A 19,394-nucleotide genomic window follows, 5' to 3' on the forward strand; every position below is an offset into this window, starting at 1 on the left:
TTCGTTATTGGGCGGTTACTACTATACTTCGTTATTGGGCGGTTACGAAGCAGGTGAAAAACTTCCTTCCAAATAAAAAGGAATTAAGCAACCAAACGCTACTTAATTCCTTCACTGAAATTATTTCATCACCTCTATAAAATAAAGTAGACTTTAAATTTTGAAAGACTTTATTATCTAATCAATGTGATCAATATTTGTCAATACTAACCCTTTCAATCAATTCATTAGTTATCAAAACTAAGTCCATTACTAAATCCAAAAAGAGTACCAATAGTAAAGTAAACTAAATAATTGAATTATTGAGTTATAAATGGCTATTTTCACAAAACTGTCTCATCACCACACTATCTCATCTCAGTACACAAACCATTTTTCTATAGCTTTTGTCCTAATCTTGATCTTTTTTCTTCAATCCAAGAAATGCACCTAAGGTAAACATTATTCCGGCAACCAATGACGTGAAGACTTCGCTAACTGTTCCGGTTTTTGGCAACCTATCATTGTTAGTAGTTGATTTACTATCAATATTGGTATCTTTATTAGCTATGTTCTCTGGTTCATTAAGATAAACTTCCTTCTCATTTTCAAAGTTTTTATCATTTTTATCAGGAACTGGAGCTGTAACATCCTTAGTTGAATCAGATCTTTGACTTTCATCTAATTGACTATAATTTACTTGTACAGGAACTGTAGTTTTGACATCTTTAGTTGAATCAAATTTGTGTGAATGATCTTCTCTTTGTAAATCCTCTTTTCTGTGACTTTCATCTAATTGATTATGATTTGCTTGCACCTTATCTTTCTTTTTGGATACATCAAAAGTAGGTTTATTTTCCTCCTCCTTTTTCTCCTCTATTTTCTTGAATACAGGTTTTATAAGGGTATCTTTTGATAGATTAATAACATAGCCAGCGTCTTTTTTACCTTCGAAACCAGCAATTTCCCAACCATCAAATTGATAGCCTTTTTCTAATTCACCCTTATAGACAGGTAAAATAAAATCTTCTTCCGGCACTATCTGAGAACTCATTTCTTTTCCATTTTGAATGGTCACAGTCACCCTATGAGGTTTTAATTCGCTCATTTCTCCCGTATCTTTATTTAAAATAAATTCTTTTACGGTTGTATTTCTTGCGAAATCTTTTACAAGAATCTTAATATTTAGTGTCTTATCTGTTAGTTGTTTAATATCATCAAATGATGTATATTCTTTTCCATTTACATAAATATGTTGTTCTTGAATCTCACCATCGAATCCATTATTTCTTTTATCATTGATGTTAAAGACTACAGATTTTCCATCAGCATATTCGATACTAGTATTTCCCTTAGGATCAATGTTTACTTCGGGTTTAACATTATCATATAAAAACTGATAGTGGACTCCAACTGCTTTCGCATTCAAATCGCTATAGCCAGTTTGAAGATAAACATTTCCATCCATATCTGTTACCTTATCTGGAAATCCGTTTGCTTTATAGTCTTTCATTCCCCAGTCCATGATGTCACCGTCTTTAACATTAAGCTTAACGTTAAAATCTCTAGTGTTATCAATATGTAAATCTCCGTAGATTAAATAATTATCTACAACCGATTCATTAACTCTCAATTCCCAGTTAAAACCACCCTTATCAGAAATCTTACCTCTTAAATAAAATTCTGGATTTCGTACATAAATTTTATTAGATTTAGATGGATTAAAGTAGTTCTTATCCATTGAAAGGTTTACTGGTTTGGTATCAATAAATAACATGGAGCCATCTTCTTTTATAGCTTCTACATTAGAATATTCCTCCCCATGATACTCTTTATTATCTTTACCAAATAATACAAGTTTAGAGGAATCTGTCACAAGATTTCCATCTTTATCGATTGCTTCCCCTTTATCATTCATGTTAAAGGTAAACACTTGATATCTTACAATGTTAAAGCCGTCCAAAGCCGACATTAATACTGATTGAGTGCTTCTTCCATCTTTAACATTTCTACTATCAGCATAAATTGTTGTTTCTGAAAGGACTCTTAGATTAGGATTGGTCTTTTGTATTTTTGCTATATCTTCCTTGCTATAAACTCCATTCCCTGCTAACATATCCGTTTTTCCAGGATTATAGGTAGTCACTTTTAGTGCATAGCCTTTTCTTAGAATGATGTTATCCTTTAACAGATATTGTTGTTTTTCTGAATCAGAATAGATTTTACCAGATTCCATTTCAGTTAAATTGTTTGGTTTGTTCTTTGAAAGATCTCCTTCTCCTAATTCGATTACATTCCCATAACTTGATGCATAGGGATATTCTGTTTTAGTTTCCTTATTTTTTTCAGGCATTCTAATTTTAGTTTTAGCTTTTGTTTCACCCTTATCTTTTACAAGGATATTCATATCACCCGTAAAGGATAGACCATCGACTACATCATTTGTGTTTGCAAATAAGTCAAAGGTTAGAGTTTTAGTTTGTGGGTCGTATTTACTTGCCTTAATTTCTATTAATTTGAAGTCATTGCCATAGTAAGCCTTAGCATTTTTGGATACATTACTTACTTTTCCAAGAATTTCAAAATGTCCATCCTTTGATGGGCTTAATACTCCACCAAGTTTTGATTTAACATCATCAAGTTTCTCAGTTTCATATTCTAGAGCACTCTTATCTTCATAGGCAGTTATATTTCCTTCATCGTCATATTGATAATCAAGCTCTACTGTTCTTTTTCCACCAGTTACAAAGTCATATTCTTCCCTATATTTCTTTTTAATGAGTTTCTTTAGGTCTTTATTTTCAAAGTCTCTAATTGTTGAAATAGTTTTATTTATTTCAAGGCTAGCTTCTCCCTCAACTGAACTTTCTTCAGCTGGTTTTGAATCTTCATCCTTAGCTTGATTATTATTGGTATTTTCCTCTGGGCTCTTTGCATTTTTGAGTTTTTCTTCAGAAATTTCACCTAGTTTTTCATATTTAGAAGCATCTTTGTCAGGATCTACTAGGTAATAAGAAATCATTCCTTTTTCATCAGCTTGGTCATCAAATTTAATTCTATGGATTTTGGTGAAGTTGCTTGCACCATCTAGGGCGATTACTTCGATGATTTTTCCTCTTAAATCTCCTGCTCCGCTAATTTCGTAGATAGTATTTCCATCTTTATCAAGCTTCCTATTTCTTCCCTCACCCTCTCCGGCGTACGTTACATCAAGACTTTTCTCAACATCTCCATACTTATCGACAAGAGCTGCACCTGCGTACCATACTTCGTTGGCTACTTCTTCAAATTTCTCAGGATGTTCTTTTTGGTCTCTAGCAAACAAGGTTTCGTGTTTGTACTCATCCTTTACCTTGTGGTAGGTATCTTTTGCGATCAATTTAATTTTATCTGGATTAGAAAAATCAATTGAAATAATTTTTGGAGCTGTATTATCAATTTTTACTGGTATATAAGAAACTTGCCATGGATAATCCTTGGTTAATCTATATTTGAATTTGTAGAAGTATTGACCCTCAGCTATTGATTCAAATTGTCCTCTTATCCTAGTAGCTGGATCTTGGTTATCCTTACTTTCTGGTTCATTTTCTTCTCTACCTCTAGGGTTATAGATGAGTCCATCCCACTTCAAATCACCCCAAACTTTTAGTTTAGATGATTTGATTCCCTTTGCATCATTGCTTTTAGAATTTAAAATTCCTCTAATAAAGTGTTCTCTCGAAATGACTTTTAAGTCTCTTTGATTTTCTCCCTCTTTATTTGTATTTACTATTGAAATCAATCCTTCTTCTGCACTTCTTAATACAAGTGGAGAAGGTGTTAATCCTCTTTCTAGTGAAACACTTTGTGGTTCTCCCTTTGAGTCAAGTGGATATACCCTAGCAACATTAGATCCACTAGTGGATTCTGCATGAATACCTTGGTTGTTAAAGGCAAATAAGTCTGGGTCTTGGTCTAGTGATGTAATATTTTTATCTTTTCTGTTTTGAATAATAGCTGCTGGATTAAATTTATCTATACCATGTTCTCCACCAATACCCTTGTTCAAGGTTCCAGGAATTTTCGGTTTACCATCATCATCATAACCTTCCATTGTTTTTGATTTTGAACCCTCTTCCCAGGCCCATTTATCAAGGATTGGTTCGTGGTTCCAATTCCCAGCAAATCCCATTAGAGGCATCGACAAAGAAGGTTGGAAGTTTATTTTCTTCCCGTTAGAGTTTAGAGCTTCCATTTCTTCCACTGACTCAAAATGAATAAATGATTCTACAAATTTATTTTTGTCTTTAGCCTCTCCAACATTTATAACCGCATTCAAATCAAAGCTAGAATTTGCGCCTATAGTGAAAGTATCATGCTCAAATGTGATATTTGCTCCTTTGATTTTTTCTGGATGGATTTCTGGAACAATTTGCTTCCCATCTGGAGATTTTTCATCTTTATATGTTTCATCCAGTTTTAATCTGTCAGTTAGAGAATCTGTAGTTATCGCTGATGCTGAAACTTTAAAGGTTAAAGGTCTGTCTGATGTATTGTGAAGCTTAACTGTAAAATATTTTTCTTCTCCTTTTATTTCTTTAAGAGAAATAGAACCATAAGAGTTTACCAAACCTTTAGAATCCTTGTTTTTGAAAGTCGCTACAACTTCATTTCTCAAAGCATTGGCAACATTAATTAGCCCTGCTCCCTGTTGTCTAGGTGATGCAAAGTATTGGCTTTTTTCTTTCCAAGACGTTGCGTCCATCATAGGTCGCGCAGTATTTTGTAAAGCAATTTTTGTAAGACTTGTAAGGTCTATTTTGTCATCTCCCTCAAGATTTTTCAATACAGGTCTTTCAAGCATTTCCTTTAACTTCGGTCTAATCAAAACAGTAGAAGCTGCTACGATTGGAGTTGCCATACTAGTTCCTGACATATAGCCATAAGTTGATTTACCATTAATGACATTAAGCGTGGATTTAATATTTTTACCAGGTGCTGAAACATCGGGTTTTAAAAGTAAATCTACTCTTGGCCCCCAAGATGTGGATCCTGCTGGAACGATGATATCTTCTTTATAGAGTTCTTTGTCTGTGTCAGGTGCAAACTTAAAGTCAATCTCTTTTTCGTCACCTACATTCGGTTTGTTGGAATTAAAACTTTCCATATCAATTGGATAGTATTGCTCCAATTTATCTTTAAAATCTTCTTTATTATTTCTTTTGACTTCAGTCTTTTTATCAGGATTAATCATGTTCCATAGCTTTACACCATCATCTCCTGAAATTGAAAACACTTGACTTTTAGTACCTTCATCCGCTTCATATCCCATAGCTGGAAGCTCTGTCCAATTATCTCTATTGTAGTAATTGACAGTATTTACAACCATAATGGCGCGTGCGCCCTTATCCGTAGCTTTTTTAAAAGCATTTTTTAAATCCTTTGTATAAATTCTATCCATTACTGCAATTTTGCCCTTAAGATCCAAACCTATCAAATCTTGGTCTTGGCCCTTGCCTATATATACAAATTTCAATTTACTAGGAGCTTTTGAACCATCTTCATTTGTTGTGATTTTATGCTTATCGAAAAAGGCCCCTATATTTCTGTATTTAAAACTTTCTCCACCTATGTTAACTTTATCAAACTCAACTGTTTGATTTTTAGCAGATGCAACCGCTATCGCATCTTCATGTGCTGCTGTTCGCGTTACATTTCCAGTGTCGGTCATTTTCAGATGATTATTTGCCACTAAATCCCAAGAAGAACTTGAAGCAGAAGTCGCATAGTTACCCGTAGCGACAACCATTGGAATGCCTGCTTTTCTTAATGCTCTAATAGCTTGCCAATATTTCTCACCTACAAGACCTGTTCCTGTAAAACCAGATGATACCGAAACAACATCAACGTTGTGTTTGATGGAATCTTCAATAGCATGAAACATTGTTTCATCCCCTGCGAACCCAGATCCTGCGTCAGAGTACATTTTATAAGAGAAGATCTGTGCATTAGGTGCAATTCCATCTATGCCATTAAAGTTCTTGATGTCTTTTTCAGTATCATTTCCAGCAAGAATCCCTGCAATATGCATCCCATGGGGATCAAAATAATCACTTCCATCATCAGCTCTTTCTACGGTAATTTTACCACCATTATAATAATTAAAAGCATGAGGAATTTTATCACTCAACCAATAATTTTTATCAGTGCCTTTTAAGTCTTCTTTTTTAAATCTCATTGAGGCTTTGGCATCATCATCGATTCTCATAGCCTTATGCCTATAATCTGTCCCCGTATCGATATTTGAAATGACCATACCTCTGCCATCAAAATTTCTTCCAAATTGAGCATTAATGGCCTTTAGGTAATCAATAGCTTCCTCAACTCCAATTTCCTTTCTGGCATGATTCATCATGGGTTGGACTTTTTGTGCCCTTTCAACCGATGAGATACCTTCTATTTGTTTAATTTTGTCCAAGTTATCTGGAGTTGTTTCTATGGCACTACCGTTAAAAATTCTATCATAAGTATATAAAACTTTTGTATTCTTAAGACTGGATAGTCCCTTGATTGCTTTTTCTCTAGACTCTTCATCTTTAAATTCAGCAATATAGACAAGTCTATCCTCTTTTTTGGGACTTTCTGTGCCTTTATTTGCAGACGAGTCTGCATTATCTCCTTGGGATTGATCGGAATCTTCTTTGATTGTTGCTTCTTCATTGCTAGTTTTAGTGTCTATCACAGGATTTTTACTAACAACTTCTTTTTCCTCAATAATTGTTGTTTTCTTTTCTTCAGTATCCTTTGAAGCTTCTATAGCATGATGAATCTCTTCATGTTTCTCTTTATTTTCTGTTTCCTTATCTACTACTACTTTTTCTTTATCAGAGATATTTAAAGCATCTTCAGAGCTAGATGTATCCGCTAAGACTACCTCATTAGGGGCATAGGCTGCTAAAATAACTGCAGCTGTGGTTAATGACAATACTGTACTTTTTTTCATTTTAATTCCTTACATATTTATTTAACTTCCAATAGATAGAAAACTTTAACTTTGCTAGCCTTTGTTATAAAAAGTTTTACTAAGTATTATCTAGGAAATAGAGTAGTACATTTATATATAATTGTTAGCTCTCCATAAAAATAGTATATCATTTTTTAAATTTAAGTCAAGAAAAATTAATATGTGTTAATTTATTTTTTAATACACATTAAAAATATAGAGTCAAAAACTTTCGTAGTTAGCTGGGGTACATTGTCAGAACATTCACACCATCAAAAATAGTAGCAATCAAATTGAACCACTACCAAAATCACAAAGTCAAACATCATTGATGAAATATCAGCGCTATTAAACAATATAAATAACCGCTAAGAATAAGACTTAACCCCAAATCATTCATACCTCTCTCAACTAGATGTAACTTACAAAACCCCTGACCTCATGAGCCACTTTCTTCCTCCTCATGAGGCCAGTTTTACTTTCTGCTGTTCCAGTATCATTTTTCCTCGCTAGATTTCCTCAAAAGGGCATACTCCTCCCTTGGTGCGTCACACGATTTTTTCATCTCGACTGTTCTTTAATGTATCATTAACGACGCTTTTCTTCTAGGTGGTTCATAAGGAACAGGAAGATTCAGGTTGACTTTTCTAATCCTAGAATAAAGTGCTGAAAACAATTCGGAATAGGCATAGAGACTAGACAATTTGAGGAGCTGCTTGCGTCCTGTTCGAACACATTTTCCTACCACGTGAAGAAAAAGATGGCGGAAGCGTTTGATTGTTAAAGTTTGGAAGTCACCTCCAGCTAGATGTTTGAGAAAAAGATAGAGATTGTAGGCGATACAGCTCATCATCATACGAACTTCGTTTTTGATTAAGCTTGAACTATCCGTTTTATCGCCAAAAAATCCCTCCTTCATCTCCTTGATGAAATTCTCGGCTTGACCACGTTTTCGTTCAGAGAACTGGCAGACACGACGCTTGTGCGACCAAGATCCTGCTTGATAGAGAGTTTCTGAGTAGGCGGAGTGGGGCAAGATGGTTAAGTCCTCATCCTGTGGGCAAGGGAGGGAAAGGTCTCCAAGACGGCTCAGAACAGTATTTTTCTTGAGTTTTATGAGGTAGTATTGCCCTGTTTTTTCAATTAAATCGTATAATTTTGGGGTCGCAAAGCTACTATCCATTCGAAAGAGAAGTTGATTAAACCGTTCTAAAACAGGTGTGATAAAACTGTCTGCCTCTTCAGAACAATAACGATTACCAGGACGAAGCTGGGCATTGAAACAATAACCTGTCTTCCCCTCGAAAGCATAAAGAGGATGATAGCCATGAGCACGATAGTGGGCGTTATAAGCAACACCTTCTTGCTTGCCATAAGCTGTGAAATGGGTAGAATCGATATCTACAATGAGTTGGTTTAGCTGGTGAAACTGTAAAAAGAATTCGACCAATTCAAGGTTGAGGCATCGCAAACTATGGACTGTTTCCTCGTCAGTTCTGGAAAGAAAACGGGATAAGGTTGGCTGTGAAGCAAGCTGCCCTCCTTCCAACATTTTTGGAAAGTAGGCATCAGCTGACAATTCTTTACAAGCATAGTCCGTTCCATAGCCTGTTAACAGTTGAAAGAGGAACTGGACAAGGATATCTGAATCCGAATAACGACAGTAGCGGCGTTGGTCATTCGTTACTAAATACTTAGAAATCCGCTCTTTTAGTTTCAACTGGGAAAAAAGTTCCTGAAAAAAGATAAGACCACCATACTGGGTGAAATGACCTCCATCGAAAGATAGTTGGTAAAAAGACTTGTTTTGGAAGTGATGATTTGGTAAACTGTTCATGTGAGTTTCCTTTCTTTTTGTGTTTTTTTCTACACTTATACCATAAAGGTGAAACTCTTTTTTGTCTAGTAAAAAACACCCATTGGGTGAAAAAAGAAACCATCCAGGATCTAAGCTAAGGCAAGGATTCTGGAGGGTTTTTAGATTAGGGGTGAATAATTGGGGTTAACGGTTATTTATACATATCTATTTTTTCAAATCTTCAGTCATATGTTCACCTGTGACCTAGGCTTTACGAGTGCCTTGCTCTACCAACTGAGATAAATCGGCGATTACACTTACAGTATAGCACTCTGAGAATAGATGTCAAGGAATTTTCATCTCTATTAGAAAAAGCCTGTCCTAAGACAAGGCTTTGAGTTTCTTCATCTTAGGATCCAGCACTTTCATAAGAATCCAAGCCCCTGTCCCATAGTTTCAAGGAAATACCAAAAAAGACAAGGGAAATCAAAATCAAACCTCCAATGTTAAAGAGTACATCCTTGTCCTGCAAAAAATAGCTAGCAGGATAGTAGGCCGTAAAGGCAAAAGGCACGATAAAGCTAATCAACCAACGAAGAAGAGAATTGTAAATCGAAATCGGATACTTTGCAAAATCATTAAACATATAGAAAATGTAAATCATAGCCCCTGACTGCTTGGTCCAAAAAGCGATGCTGGCTGTCGCGATTTTAAGAGAAGTATAAATCAAGGTCGCAAAAGGAATACAGACTAGGAAAAGCAGGAATTTTGGAAGAGTCCAAGCAATGCTGGTCATGGTTGTTCCCAATAAAATACCACCGACCAAGAGTTCGCCTAAGGCATCAATCTGAAAGGTCTCAACCAAGATGTGAAAGAGAGGATTGATAGGACGAGTCAGATACTTATCAAATTCTCCTTTTCGCACCAAGCGTTGCCCCAGTGCCCAGAGATTGTCAAAAAAGAGATGGTCCAAGCCCTTAGGAATCAAGGAAAAACCATAGATAAAGGCAATTTCTTGAAAAGTCCAACCTTCTAGGGATGGGATGTGTTGAAAGATGACATTGAGAAATAAGAGATTCAGGCCTTGAGTCAGAAAGACTCCCAAGACACCAACCACAAAATCCACCTTGTATTCCATGATTTGCTTGATGTATTGTCTGATAAAAATCAGATGCATGCGTTGATATTTTTTCATACTAACCTCCTTGAATGGTGATAAAGGACTGGACTCGTTTCCAAATCAACTGAGACAAGCCCACCATCACTAAGAGCCAGAAAAACTGCAAAGCGAGTGCCTGAAGCATCTGATTAGAATCGTATTTCCCAACAATAATCATGACTGGGGTATAAATCAAGGATGAAAAAGGCAGGAAGGACAGAATATCTGCAACAACCTTTGGAAAGAAAGCCAAGGGAATCAAACTTCCAGACATAAAGGCCACTATGGAAGTCTTGAGTAGATTGGAACCCCAAAGATTTTTAAACACAAAGGCTGAAAATCCAAAGCAAATATTAAAGAAAAAGTTAATCAGATAAGCCAAAGTTAGGCTAAAGAGATAAAGGACAGTTAATCCCAGCACTTCTACAATCCCTTGCCCAGATAAGATTTTCATCAAAACAATGACACTTAAAAATGGAAGGCCAACGCTGATAAAAATCAACCACTTGGAACCAAGCTCGGTGAAAAGATAGGAGGCCGCAAAATGCACTGGTCGCAACAAACGCATGATAATGGAGCCATCCTTGACCTCCTCCCCAATCATAAAGGACGAATCGGATCTAGTCAGAAGATTGGTCACAAAACTCATGATGATGTAGAGGGTGATATCCGCCATACTGAAGCCCTGAATCAAAGACTCTTGCGAAGAATCAAAGACAGCCTTCCAGAGATAAAAGGCCACAAAAGCCCCCATGACATCGCCAATCCGATAGAGAATAAAGTTGACTCGGTAAGTAATCAACTCCTGAACCCCTGCATTGATAAAGGGTTTATAACGTCTCCACAATTTGATCATCCTAGAGCTCCTTTCGGTAGAAGCGACGGATAATATCCTCAATATCCGTATCCACCATCTTCAAATCGCGGATTTCAAAATCAGATAGGGTTTGCTTGATAATGTCAGCTGACTGGTAGCGAGAACTATCAAATTCAATGTTGAGGCTGTTTCCTTGTCTATCAATGGTCATATCAGACAGACCTTCATAGTGAGAGACGAGATGACTTTGACCTGGTAGCAGTTCAAAAGAGAGAGTCTTCATCTTACCAAAGGTCTCCTTGAGTTGGCTCACCGTTCCATCAAAAATCTCTTGCCCCTTGTCAATCATGAAAATCCGATCACAAAGTTGCTCAATATCACTCAAATCGTGAGTGGTCAAAAGAATGGTAGTTTCTTCCTCTTGATTGATCTGAGTAATTGCCCGACGAATATTATCCTTAACCGAAACGTCCAAACCAATGGTCGGCTCATCTAAAAAAAGAACCTTGGGATTGTGGAGCAAGGAGGCCGCAATATCCGCCCGCATCCGTTGTCCCAGTGAAAGAGTCCGCACGGGATCCTTGATAAAGTCCTTCAAATCCAAGACTTCATTCAAAAAGTCCATGCGCTTATGAAAGAGCGAGTTTGGCACATCATAAATCTCTTTTAAGACAGTGTAGGTCTCTTGCAGAGCCAAATCCCACCATAGCTGGGTGCGTTGTCCAAAGACTACGCCAATATCTTTGACATAATCTTGCCGATTGTCCTGGGGAATCTTGCCGTTAATCCGACAAAAACCAGATGTTGGTTTCAAAATTCCTGTCAGCATTTTAATGGTTGTCGACTTCCCAGCACCATTTGCCCCGATAAATCCTAAAATCTGCCCTTTTGGAACCTCAAAGGTCAAATCCTTGACCGCTTCAAAGGTCTGCTTTTCAGGATGAATAAAGGAGCGCAAAGCCCCCTTCAAGCTCGGTTCCTTAACAATCTTCACAAAATGTTTCTGAAGATGTTCCACTTCTATCATTGCCATATCTATCTCCCTATCGTAAGGAATAGCAACATTGTGTTTTTAACTACAAATATTCTAAATCCTTACTTTCTACACCTTCTACATTTTATTACTACAGAAGGCTTTATACCAACCTATTATAGTCCAATAAAAAACAGAATGCAAGCGTTTGCCTATGGATTGTGAAATTAGGATTTCTCTCATGAAATAATACTTTTAATCAAAAATTCTGTTTAATAGTTTAAATTACCAACCTACTCATCTTCTCACCAGAGGGCGGTATTAACTTTGATCATAAAATCGGATACTCCCTCTATCCAGAAAATATGCTCAAAATGATTGTCTCTAAACAATACCTGCTCTTTTACCTCATTCATGAAAAAGAAGTCCATACCCTGAGAATTATCAACTCACGCACCGACTACCTAAACCAACTCGACCACCTCTTTCGTACATGTAGGAAACTATTTTCCTCACAAATAATCTCATTATAAAATCCAATAAATTTTTTTAGCTCACTTGAATATTTTCTTTGTATCGTTTTATCAGCTTCAATCTGATTTAGACTTGTTACCTTGGAACGACTTGAAATAACCTTTGTAAAATAACACTTAAGACTTTCATCATCTCGTATAAATTTTTCAATAGTGATATAAAAAGCTTTCATATTCTGTTTGTAATCAGATATTAATTGATTAATTTTATCATTCTGATGAAGATTCGATACCATAATATATAGCGGATTGAAATAAGATGAGAACAAATTGATTGGAAAAGTAAAATTAATTTCTATAAATGTTTTAGCAATTGTTTCATACTATTTTAGATTCAGTCTACTATACATAAACTAACCTCCTCATTATTAGCAAGGCTTCTACTGATTATAACCTAATTCTTAGACTACTTCAAGACTAACTGTCCAATAATAATCTACAGATAAATCATCCACTCTTAATCAAATTTTATTCAATCCATCTACTCATTCCCAAAAGGTTGCTGTATAATGCAAGACATTTTTCTTACTGCTTTTACTTTTCCTTACCCTCAATTTAGTGAGCTAATAAATTATTCTTCTTCAAAAGGTTGAGATTTATCTAGTAACTCTAAAACATTAATGGTAGGTAGCAACATTGCTTCACTGCTATCAATTGCCGAAACTATTGAAACAATAGAACGTAAATAAGGACAAAGAATAGCAGTACCATTTACGTATAGAATATCGGTGATATTTTCATCTATATTTATTTCAAAATATCCTATTACAGTTACAGATATTTTTTCATGGCATCTTTGTCAACTAAAGAAACACTAAGTTTTACGGCTCCATGACTATAATCATCTGTATGACCAACCTTAACTATGGGATATAATATATCGAAGGTAAATGTGAACAAACTGATTAGGAAATTTAAACCAACTTCTAACAATGTGTTATACTCAATGAAAACCAAAGAGCAAACTAGGAAACTAGCCTCAGGTTGCTCAAAACACTGNNCGAAGTCAGTAACCATACGCACGGCAAGGCGACGTTGACGTGGTTTGAAGAGATTTTCGAAGAGTATTAGAAAGCTCGATGGACTATTCCAGATTCATTCCACTAGATTTTGAAGTCAAAAAAAGTTGAGACATAGCGTCTTCAACTTTTTTACATTACTTTAACTACTGATTAAAGTGAGTTTACGTCAACTTTGATACCAACACCTTGAGTAGTTGTGATAGTCAAGTTTGTTACGTAAGTTCCTTTAGCTGTAGCTGGTTTTGCTTTTTGGATTGTTTCGTTGAAAGCTTTAAAGTTTTCAACCAATTTTTCAGCTTCAAATGATACTTTACCGATGATTGCTTGAACGTTACCTGCACGGTCAGCACGGTAAGTGATTTTACCACCTTTAGACTCTTCAACTGCTTTAGCAACATCCATTGTTACAGTACCAGTTTTAGGGTTTGGCATCAAGTTACGTGGTCCAAGGACACGTCCAAGACGTCCAACAAGAGCCATCATATCAGGTGTAGCGATAACTACGTCGAAGTCCAACCAACCGTCGTTGATTTTAGCAACAAGGTCATCTTCACCAACAAAGTCTGCACCAGCAGCTTTTGCTTCTTCAGCTTTTGCACCACGTGCGAAAACAAGAACGCGTGAAGTTTTACCAGTACCGTTTGGCAATACCATTGCTCCACGGATTTGTTGGTCAGCTTTTTTAACGTCGATGTTCAAGTTGTAAGCAACTTCTACAGTTGCGTCAAATTTTGCAAAGTTAGTTTCTTTTGCAAGTGCTACAGCTTCTTCTACGCTGTATGCTTTTGTGCTGTCGATTTTCTCAAGAGCAGCACGAAGTTGTTTGCTTTTTTTAGCCATTTTCTATTCTCCTTGTAAGTGGTTCAATCGATTTTCATCTCCCACGTCACTTCTCGAAATGATGAAGTCTTGCGGGTTATCAGTCTATTATTTTCCTTTTCCTACGGCCTTAAGTTCCCTTACTGTACCCAAGTACAAGCATCAGTCACTTGCCTGGTATGAAAAACAACTAATAGACTGCTGTGAGATTTTCTACTGTGTTATTGATTAGTCAACAACAGTGAATCCCATAGAACGAGCAGTACCTTCGATCATACGCATTGCAGACTCTACGTTTGCTGCGTTCAAATCCGGCATCTTAGTTTCTGCAATCTCTTGTACTTGTGCACGAGTAACTGTAGCAACTTTAGTTTTATTAGGTGTACTTGATCCTTTTTCAACACCTGCAGCTTTTTTCAAAAGAACAGCAGCTGGTGGTGTTTTCGTAACGAAAGTAAATGATTTATCTTCGTAAACTGAGATAACAACTGGAATGATCATCCCAGCTTGGTCAGCTGTACGAGCGTTGAACTCTTTTGTGAATCCCATGATGTTGATACCAGCTTGACCAAGAGCAGGTCCAACCGGTGGAGCTGGTGTAGCTTTACCAGCAGGGATTTGCAATTTTACAAGTTTTTCGACTTTTTTAGCCATTTTTAAATCCTCCTTTGTGGTTTTGGCGGTAATTAGAGATTTTTACCTCCCACAAGTATGTTTTTCACATACCCATCCATTATACACTATTTATCTGGAATTGCAAGAGAAAAGTTTATTTTTTATACTCAATGAAAATCAAAGAGCAAACTAGGAAGCTAGCCGCAGGCTGCTCAAAGTACAGCTTTGAGATTGCAGATAAAACTGACGAAGTCAGCTCAAAACACTGTTTTGAGGTTGTGAATAGAACCGACGCAGTCAGTAGGTAAGGCGACGCTGACGTGGTTTGAAGAGATTTTCGAAGAGTATTAATCGACGTAGTCTCCGCCTTCAAAGCCATAGTATTCTTCCAAACTGAGACCACTTGCAGCAATTTCTTTAGCTTCTTTTCCTACATAACGCAGGTGCCATTCCTCAGCCATATAGCCTGTTTCCTTTTCCTTGCCTTTGAGATAACGGACAACAAAGCCATAATCAGCTGCATGATCCAAGAGCCATTGGGCTGCTTTTTCTTCTGTCACCAAATCACCATCAGTCCCAATCACATCAAAGGCCAAGCCTGTCTGGTGTTCGCTATAGCCAGGACGGGCAGAGTAACGGTCAGCTGCTGCCTTTCCATCTTGGTTGACATAATCTTGATAGAGCTTGGTCTGAGTTTCATAACTTCTAAAACCACTGTAATGATTACTAATAGGGAAACCTGCCTCTTGCATCGCTTTGATGAGTTTGACCAACTCAGCCTTGGCTGTTGGATTTTCCCCCGGATTATAGTCTTTCGACAATGGATAGTGTTTATTTGCTACGATGATTTCATCGTATTTCCCTTGGATGCTGTAGTAGTCTCCTTTATTGACCACTTCTGCTTTTTTCTGGGCAGTTCCTTGAGAATTACTACCGACTGTTCCATCAGCTTTAGCTGTTTGCTCTGTTTTAGCTGCTCCATCTTCATTTTTTGTTTTTTCTTGTGAACAAGCTGCCAATGTCAAGGCTAGCAAGGCTGTCAAGACAAGGTATCTTTTTTTCATTTCTACTCCTTTATTTCTAATAGGTTATCTAGTTCTGACGATAAACATTCGACTAATACTCTTCGAAAATCTCTTCAAACCACGTCAACGTCNNATTTTCATTGAGTATAATCTTTTAATCTCTTCCGATTTTGCTTGGCAGGTTTCTGCTGTCATTTCTTCAAAAGGAACCCACCAAACTGGACCACGCCCCTTGAGACCGTGACTATTCATGTCACCTCTTCGTCTAGGGAAAAGGTGCCAGTGGAGATGGGCATCGCCATTTCCTAGCAGTTCGATATTCATTTTCTCAGCAGTAAAGGCCTTGGCAACTGCCTCTTGGACTAGACTCATTTCTTCGAGAAAACGTAGTCTTGTTTCCTTTTTCAAATGGTGCAATTCGGTAACGTGTTCCTTGGCTAGAAAAAGACTATAGCCTGCAAAATACTGGTGATCTCCAATGACTACATATCCTGTTCCTAATTCTTTGACAAAATAGGGATTTTCTCCCTTCTTGATGAGCTCAATTCTCTGGCAAATCAGGCACATATTAGTCTACCAATGCGCTCTTCAGATAAGCATCAACCATACGCTCTGTTGCAACCACCGAGTCAATATGAGTACGCTCATAAGAATGGCTAGACTCGATACCAGCACCGAGAAGGGCGTGTTTAACCTCTGCCCCTGCAGACATAGCCGCTGAAGCGTCAGAACCATAAAATGGATAGATATCCAGCTTAAATGGAATATCTTGTTCTTTCGCCAAGGCAACCAAATGTTGACGGAAGTCATAGTGATAAGGTCCAGAAGCATCCTTGACACAGATGGACACTGTGTACTCATCTGTTTGCTGGTCATCTCCCATAGCTCCCATATCAACAGCCAGATATTCGACTACCTGAGCAGGAATATTAGAGTTAGCCCCATGTCCCACTTCTTCAAAGACTGAAAAGGCAAAATGAGTTGTTACAGGTAATTCAATCTTCTCTTCCTTATAAATGCGAAGCAGATTAAGCAAAATCGCTGCGCTGACCTTATCATCCAAATGACGAGACTTGATAAAACCTGTCTCTGTCACGACCGTTCGTGGGTCAAAGCTGATAAAATCACCGACCTCAATTCCAAGAGCACGAGTTTCTTTTTCATTGGTTACTTTTGCATCCAAACGCACTTCCATATTGTCCTGCGTACGTTCTGCAGTTCCTGCATCCTTATAAACATGACAAGAAGTTTGGTGGATGAGGATGGTTCCTGATACTTTTTCACCTGTGCTAGACACATGAACGGTACAGTTTTCTCCTTCAATCATATTCCAAGGAAAACCACCAATACGGTCCAATTTGAGACGGCCGTCTGGTTTGACAGCACGGACAATAGCACCAAGCGTATCTACATGGGCAGTCACATAGCGTTGTTCCTCATCATTTTGACCTTTAATGGTTACATTAACACCGCCCTTGGCTGTGCGAACTGGCTGGTACCCAAAAGCTTCTAGAGTCTTGACTAAATAGTCTGAAATCTCACGAGTGAAGCCTGTTGGCGACGCAATAGCTGTCAGTTCTTTGATATATTCTACTGTTTGATTCATTTATTTACCTCTTTTGCTACCTATTATAACACATTTATCATCGGATAAAAAAAGAAAATCACTCCTGTAGCCTTGACTACAAAAGTGATTTTATACTCAATGAAAATCAAAGAGCAAACTAGGAAACTAGCCGCAGGCTGTACTTGAGTACGACAAGGCGACGTTGACGCGGTTTGAATTTGATTTTCGAAGAGTATTAGTGATTATTCCATTTCAAAAACATCACTTTCTTGCTTGTTTGGTAGAACCAATGAGAGCAAGATTCCGACAATGGCTGGAACCAACCATGGGAGTGAGGCCTTGGCAAAAGGAAGAACGCTAACAAGATTTGCAAAAAATTCAACCTTAAAGGAGCTTCCTAGTACGCTTGCAATGCCAATAGCTGTAACAACAGCAATTGTCAACTGCATACCTGGTTTTGAAAGAGCCACGAATTTGTTGACAATGACAATCATAACGATGGCAATTGTGATTGGGTACAAGATAACCAATACTGGAATGGAGTACTTGATAATCGCATCAAGACCCAAATTGGCAATGGCAAAGCCAATCAAGGTAAAGGCTGTCGCATAAACCTTGTAGCTGATTTGTGGGAAGCGTTCATTAAAGAACTCAGCTGTTGACACAATCAGACCAACTGTTGTTGTGAAGCAGGTTACAGTAACCATAGCTGCGAGGAAGAGTTGAGCTGTTGAACCAAATATTTCTTGAGTGGCTTGTGACAAGATGTAAACACCTGGTGTTCCACCCTTCATAGCCTCAGCTGGTACTGGGAAATGATTTCCAAGGAATCCTAAACCAATGTAAAGAGCACTAAAGGCAAGGGCTACAACGATACCAACCACCCAAATAGTCGAAATGTATTCTTTCTTACTTGAAAATCCAAGTTGTTTCAAGGTTTGAACTGCGATTACGCTAAAGGCAACTGAGGCGAGGGCGTCCAAGGTGTTATAACCTTCTAGGAAACCTGTCCCAAAGGCAGAAGCTTGATAAGCAGCTGAAGCAGCTTGAGGACTTGTTCCACCGTATTTGAAAGCTCCCAGAACAACCAAGATAACAATCAAAATCGCAAAGACTGGCGTTAAAATACGGCCGATACGGTCTAAGATTTTTGATGGATTAAGCGAAATCAAATAGGCTGCTGCAAAGTAAAGAACCGTAAAGACAATCAAACCAAGACCTTTATTTGCATCCGACAAAAGGGGGCTAATCCCTACTTCGTAAGCTGTTGTAGCTGTACGTGGGATAGCAAAGAATGGACCAATTGACAAGTAAAGAACTGAGAGGTAAAGAGTCGCAAACCAAGGCGCTATCTTTGTTGAAATCTCGTAAATATATCCTTTAGGATTTAGCGTTCCAATAATAAGGGTCAAAACGGCGATACCTACGCCTGAAAAAACAAAACCTGCGATGGCAGGAAGAAAATGTTCTCCAGATAGAGCACCTAGAGAAGGCGGAAAAATCAAGTTCCCCGCACCAAAAAATATTCCAAACAGGAGCAAACCTGTTAGGGCACCTTTTTTAGCCATGAAAATCTCCTTCATATTTATAAAATACTGACCTAGTATATCATGAATAGGAGTATGAAAAAAGCTTCACGAAGTAAATATTGAATGTTTTCAAGATTCTTAAAAATGAGAATTGTCTAAAAATAAAATTCTCCTACCCAGTCCACACCAAGCAGGAGAAAATTCTTACGTTTAGAGTTCTTCAAAGGCCGTCATGCCACCTTGTACATTGATAACATCATAACCTTGTTCTGATAGGAATTGGCAAGCACGCGCCGATCTCATTCCAGATTTGCAAATAACATAATGTAACTGGTCCTTGTTCAACTGATCATAGGTATCAGCCAATTGACTAAGTGGTAGGTTGTGGGCACCTTCTAAATGAAGAGTTTCAAATTCGTCCACTTCTCTCACGTCCACTAGAGAAAGTTGGTCGTTTTGATAAAGCTGGTAAAATGCGTCAAAGGTTATTTCTTTCATTCTTTTTCTCCTAATACTCTTCGAAAATCTCTTCAAACCACGTCAGCGTTGCCTTGCCATAGGTATGGTTACTGACTT

Annotated in this window: 14 protein-coding genes; all 14 read right to left on the reverse strand. The window is 37.5% G+C overall.

Annotated features, from left to right (window positions below):
- Positions 1-391 precede the first annotated feature (391 nt).
- The 14 genes from HT699_RS01925 to HT699_RS01985 all read right to left on the reverse strand — a co-directional run bounded on the left by HT699_RS01925 (position 392) and on the right by HT699_RS01985 (position 19,316).
- The gene (locus tag HT699_RS01925) at positions 392-6,961 is read right to left on the reverse strand and encodes a S8 family serine peptidase (protein ID WP_172934058.1); all 6,570 of its coding nucleotides are present in this window, start codon (positions 6,959-6,961) and stop codon (positions 392-394) included.
- Positions 6,962-7,538: 577 nt separating this feature from the next.
- A complete protein-coding gene (locus HT699_RS01930; RefSeq protein ID WP_172934059.1) occupies positions 7,539-8,798 on the reverse strand; it encodes an IS1380 family transposase in 1,260 nt (419 codons plus the stop codon).
- 370 nt (positions 8,799-9,168) lie between these two features.
- Complete coding sequence (locus HT699_RS01935; protein ID WP_000760734.1) at positions 9,169-9,954, reverse strand: ABC transporter permease; 786 nt, start codon at positions 9,952-9,954, stop codon at positions 9,169-9,171.
- A 1-nt stretch (position 9,955) separates the two neighbouring features.
- The gene (locus HT699_RS01940; RefSeq protein WP_172934060.1) at positions 9,956-10,774 is read right to left on the reverse strand and encodes an ABC-2 family transporter protein; all 819 of its coding nucleotides are present in this window, start codon (positions 10,772-10,774) and stop codon (positions 9,956-9,958) included.
- Position 10,775: 1 nt separating this feature from the next.
- Positions 10,776-11,768 carry an ATP-binding cassette domain-containing protein gene (locus HT699_RS01945; protein WP_172934061.1) on the reverse strand — a complete coding sequence of 331 codons (993 nt, stop codon included), beginning with the start codon at positions 11,766-11,768 and terminating at the stop codon, positions 10,776-10,778.
- Positions 11,769-12,168: 400 nt separating this feature from the next.
- Complete coding sequence (locus tag HT699_RS12105) at positions 12,169-12,414, reverse strand: hypothetical protein (RefSeq protein ID WP_000643408.1); 246 nt, start codon at positions 12,412-12,414, stop codon at positions 12,169-12,171.
- A gap of 398 nt (positions 12,415-12,812) precedes the next feature.
- On the reverse strand, positions 12,813-13,022 hold the full coding sequence (locus HT699_RS12110; protein ID WP_223200444.1) for a hypothetical protein: 210 nt from the start codon (positions 13,020-13,022) through the stop codon (positions 12,813-12,815).
- A gap of 391 nt (positions 13,023-13,413) precedes the next feature.
- Positions 13,414-14,103, reverse strand: a complete 690-nt coding sequence (gene rplA / locus HT699_RS01955) for a 50S ribosomal protein L1 (RefSeq protein ID WP_001085675.1) — start codon at positions 14,101-14,103, stop codon at positions 13,414-13,416.
- A gap of 207 nt (positions 14,104-14,310) precedes the next feature.
- A complete protein-coding gene (gene rplK, locus HT699_RS01960; RefSeq protein WP_001085812.1) occupies positions 14,311-14,736 on the reverse strand; it encodes a 50S ribosomal protein L11 in 426 nt (141 codons plus the stop codon).
- 308 nt (positions 14,737-15,044) lie between these two features.
- Positions 15,045-15,761, reverse strand: a complete 717-nt coding sequence (gene ldcB, locus HT699_RS01965) for an LD-carboxypeptidase LdcB/DacB (protein WP_138704340.1) — start codon at positions 15,759-15,761, stop codon at positions 15,045-15,047.
- 84 nt (positions 15,762-15,845) lie between these two features.
- Positions 15,846-16,289: an HIT family protein gene (locus tag HT699_RS01970; protein WP_172934062.1), complete on the reverse strand. Its 444-nt coding sequence runs from the start codon at positions 16,287-16,289 to the stop codon at positions 15,846-15,848.
- 1 nt (position 16,290) lies between these two features.
- Positions 16,291-17,328, reverse strand: coding sequence for a M42 family metallopeptidase (locus tag HT699_RS01975; protein WP_138705977.1), 1,038 nt, complete (start codon positions 17,326-17,328; stop codon positions 16,291-16,293).
- A 203-nt stretch (positions 17,329-17,531) separates the two neighbouring features.
- Positions 17,532-18,857 (reverse strand): branched-chain amino acid transport system II carrier protein, encoded by a 1,326-nt coding sequence (brnQ, locus tag HT699_RS01980; RefSeq protein WP_031222542.1) that lies wholly within the window; start codon positions 18,855-18,857, stop codon positions 17,532-17,534.
- 171 nt (positions 18,858-19,028) lie between these two features.
- Positions 19,029-19,316 carry a rhodanese-like domain-containing protein gene (locus tag HT699_RS01985; protein ID WP_166727935.1) on the reverse strand — a complete coding sequence of 96 codons (288 nt, stop codon included), beginning with the start codon at positions 19,314-19,316 and terminating at the stop codon, positions 19,029-19,031.
- Positions 19,317-19,394: the final 78 nt, after the last annotated feature.

The sequence above is a fragment of the Streptococcus sp. 1055 genome, from assembly GCF_013276815.1.
Lineage (GTDB): Bacteria > Bacillota > Bacilli > Lactobacillales > Streptococcaceae > Streptococcus > Streptococcus pseudopneumoniae.

What these genes read in the sequence shown, in the direction of transcription:
- HT699_RS01935 (WP_000760734.1), bottom strand. Translation starts at nt 9,954, where the DNA reads ATGAAAAAATATCAACGCATGCATCTGATTTTTATCAGACAATACATC.
- HT699_RS01940 (WP_172934060.1), bottom strand. Translation starts at nt 10,774, where the DNA reads ATGATCAAATTGTGGAGACGTTATAAACCCTTTATCAATGCAGGGGTT.
- HT699_RS01985 (WP_166727935.1), bottom strand. Translation starts at nt 19,316, where the DNA reads ATGAAAGAAATAACCTTTGACGCATTTTACCAGCTTTATCAAAACGAC.
- brnQ (WP_031222542.1), bottom strand. Translation starts at nt 18,857, where the DNA reads ATGGCTAAAAAAGGTGCCCTAACAGGTTTGCTCCTGTTTGGAATATTT.
- rplA (WP_001085675.1), bottom strand. Translation starts at nt 14,103, where the DNA reads ATGGCTAAAAAAAGCAAACAACTTCGTGCTGCTCTTGAGAAAATCGAC.
- HT699_RS01925 (WP_172934058.1), bottom strand. Translation starts at nt 6,961, where the DNA reads ATGAAAAAAAGTACAGTATTGTCATTAACCACAGCTGCAGTTATTTTA.
- HT699_RS01975 (WP_138705977.1), bottom strand. Translation starts at nt 17,328, where the DNA reads ATGAATCAAACAGTAGAATATATCAAAGAACTGACAGCTATTGCGTCG.
- ldcB (WP_138704340.1), bottom strand. Translation starts at nt 15,761, where the DNA reads ATGAAAAAAAGATACCTTGTCTTGACAGCCTTGCTAGCCTTGACATTG.
- rplK (WP_001085812.1), bottom strand. Translation starts at nt 14,736, where the DNA reads ATGGCTAAAAAAGTCGAAAAACTTGTAAAATTGCAAATCCCTGCTGGT.
- HT699_RS12105 (WP_000643408.1), bottom strand. Translation starts at nt 12,414, where the DNA reads ATGAAAGCTTTTTATATCACTATTGAAAAATTTATACGAGATGATGAA.
- HT699_RS01930 (WP_172934059.1), bottom strand. Translation starts at nt 8,798, where the DNA reads ATGAACAGTTTACCAAATCATCACTTCCAAAACAAGTCTTTTTACCAA.
- HT699_RS01945 (WP_172934061.1), bottom strand. Translation starts at nt 11,768, where the DNA reads ATGGCAATGATAGAAGTGGAACATCTTCAGAAACATTTTGTGAAGATT.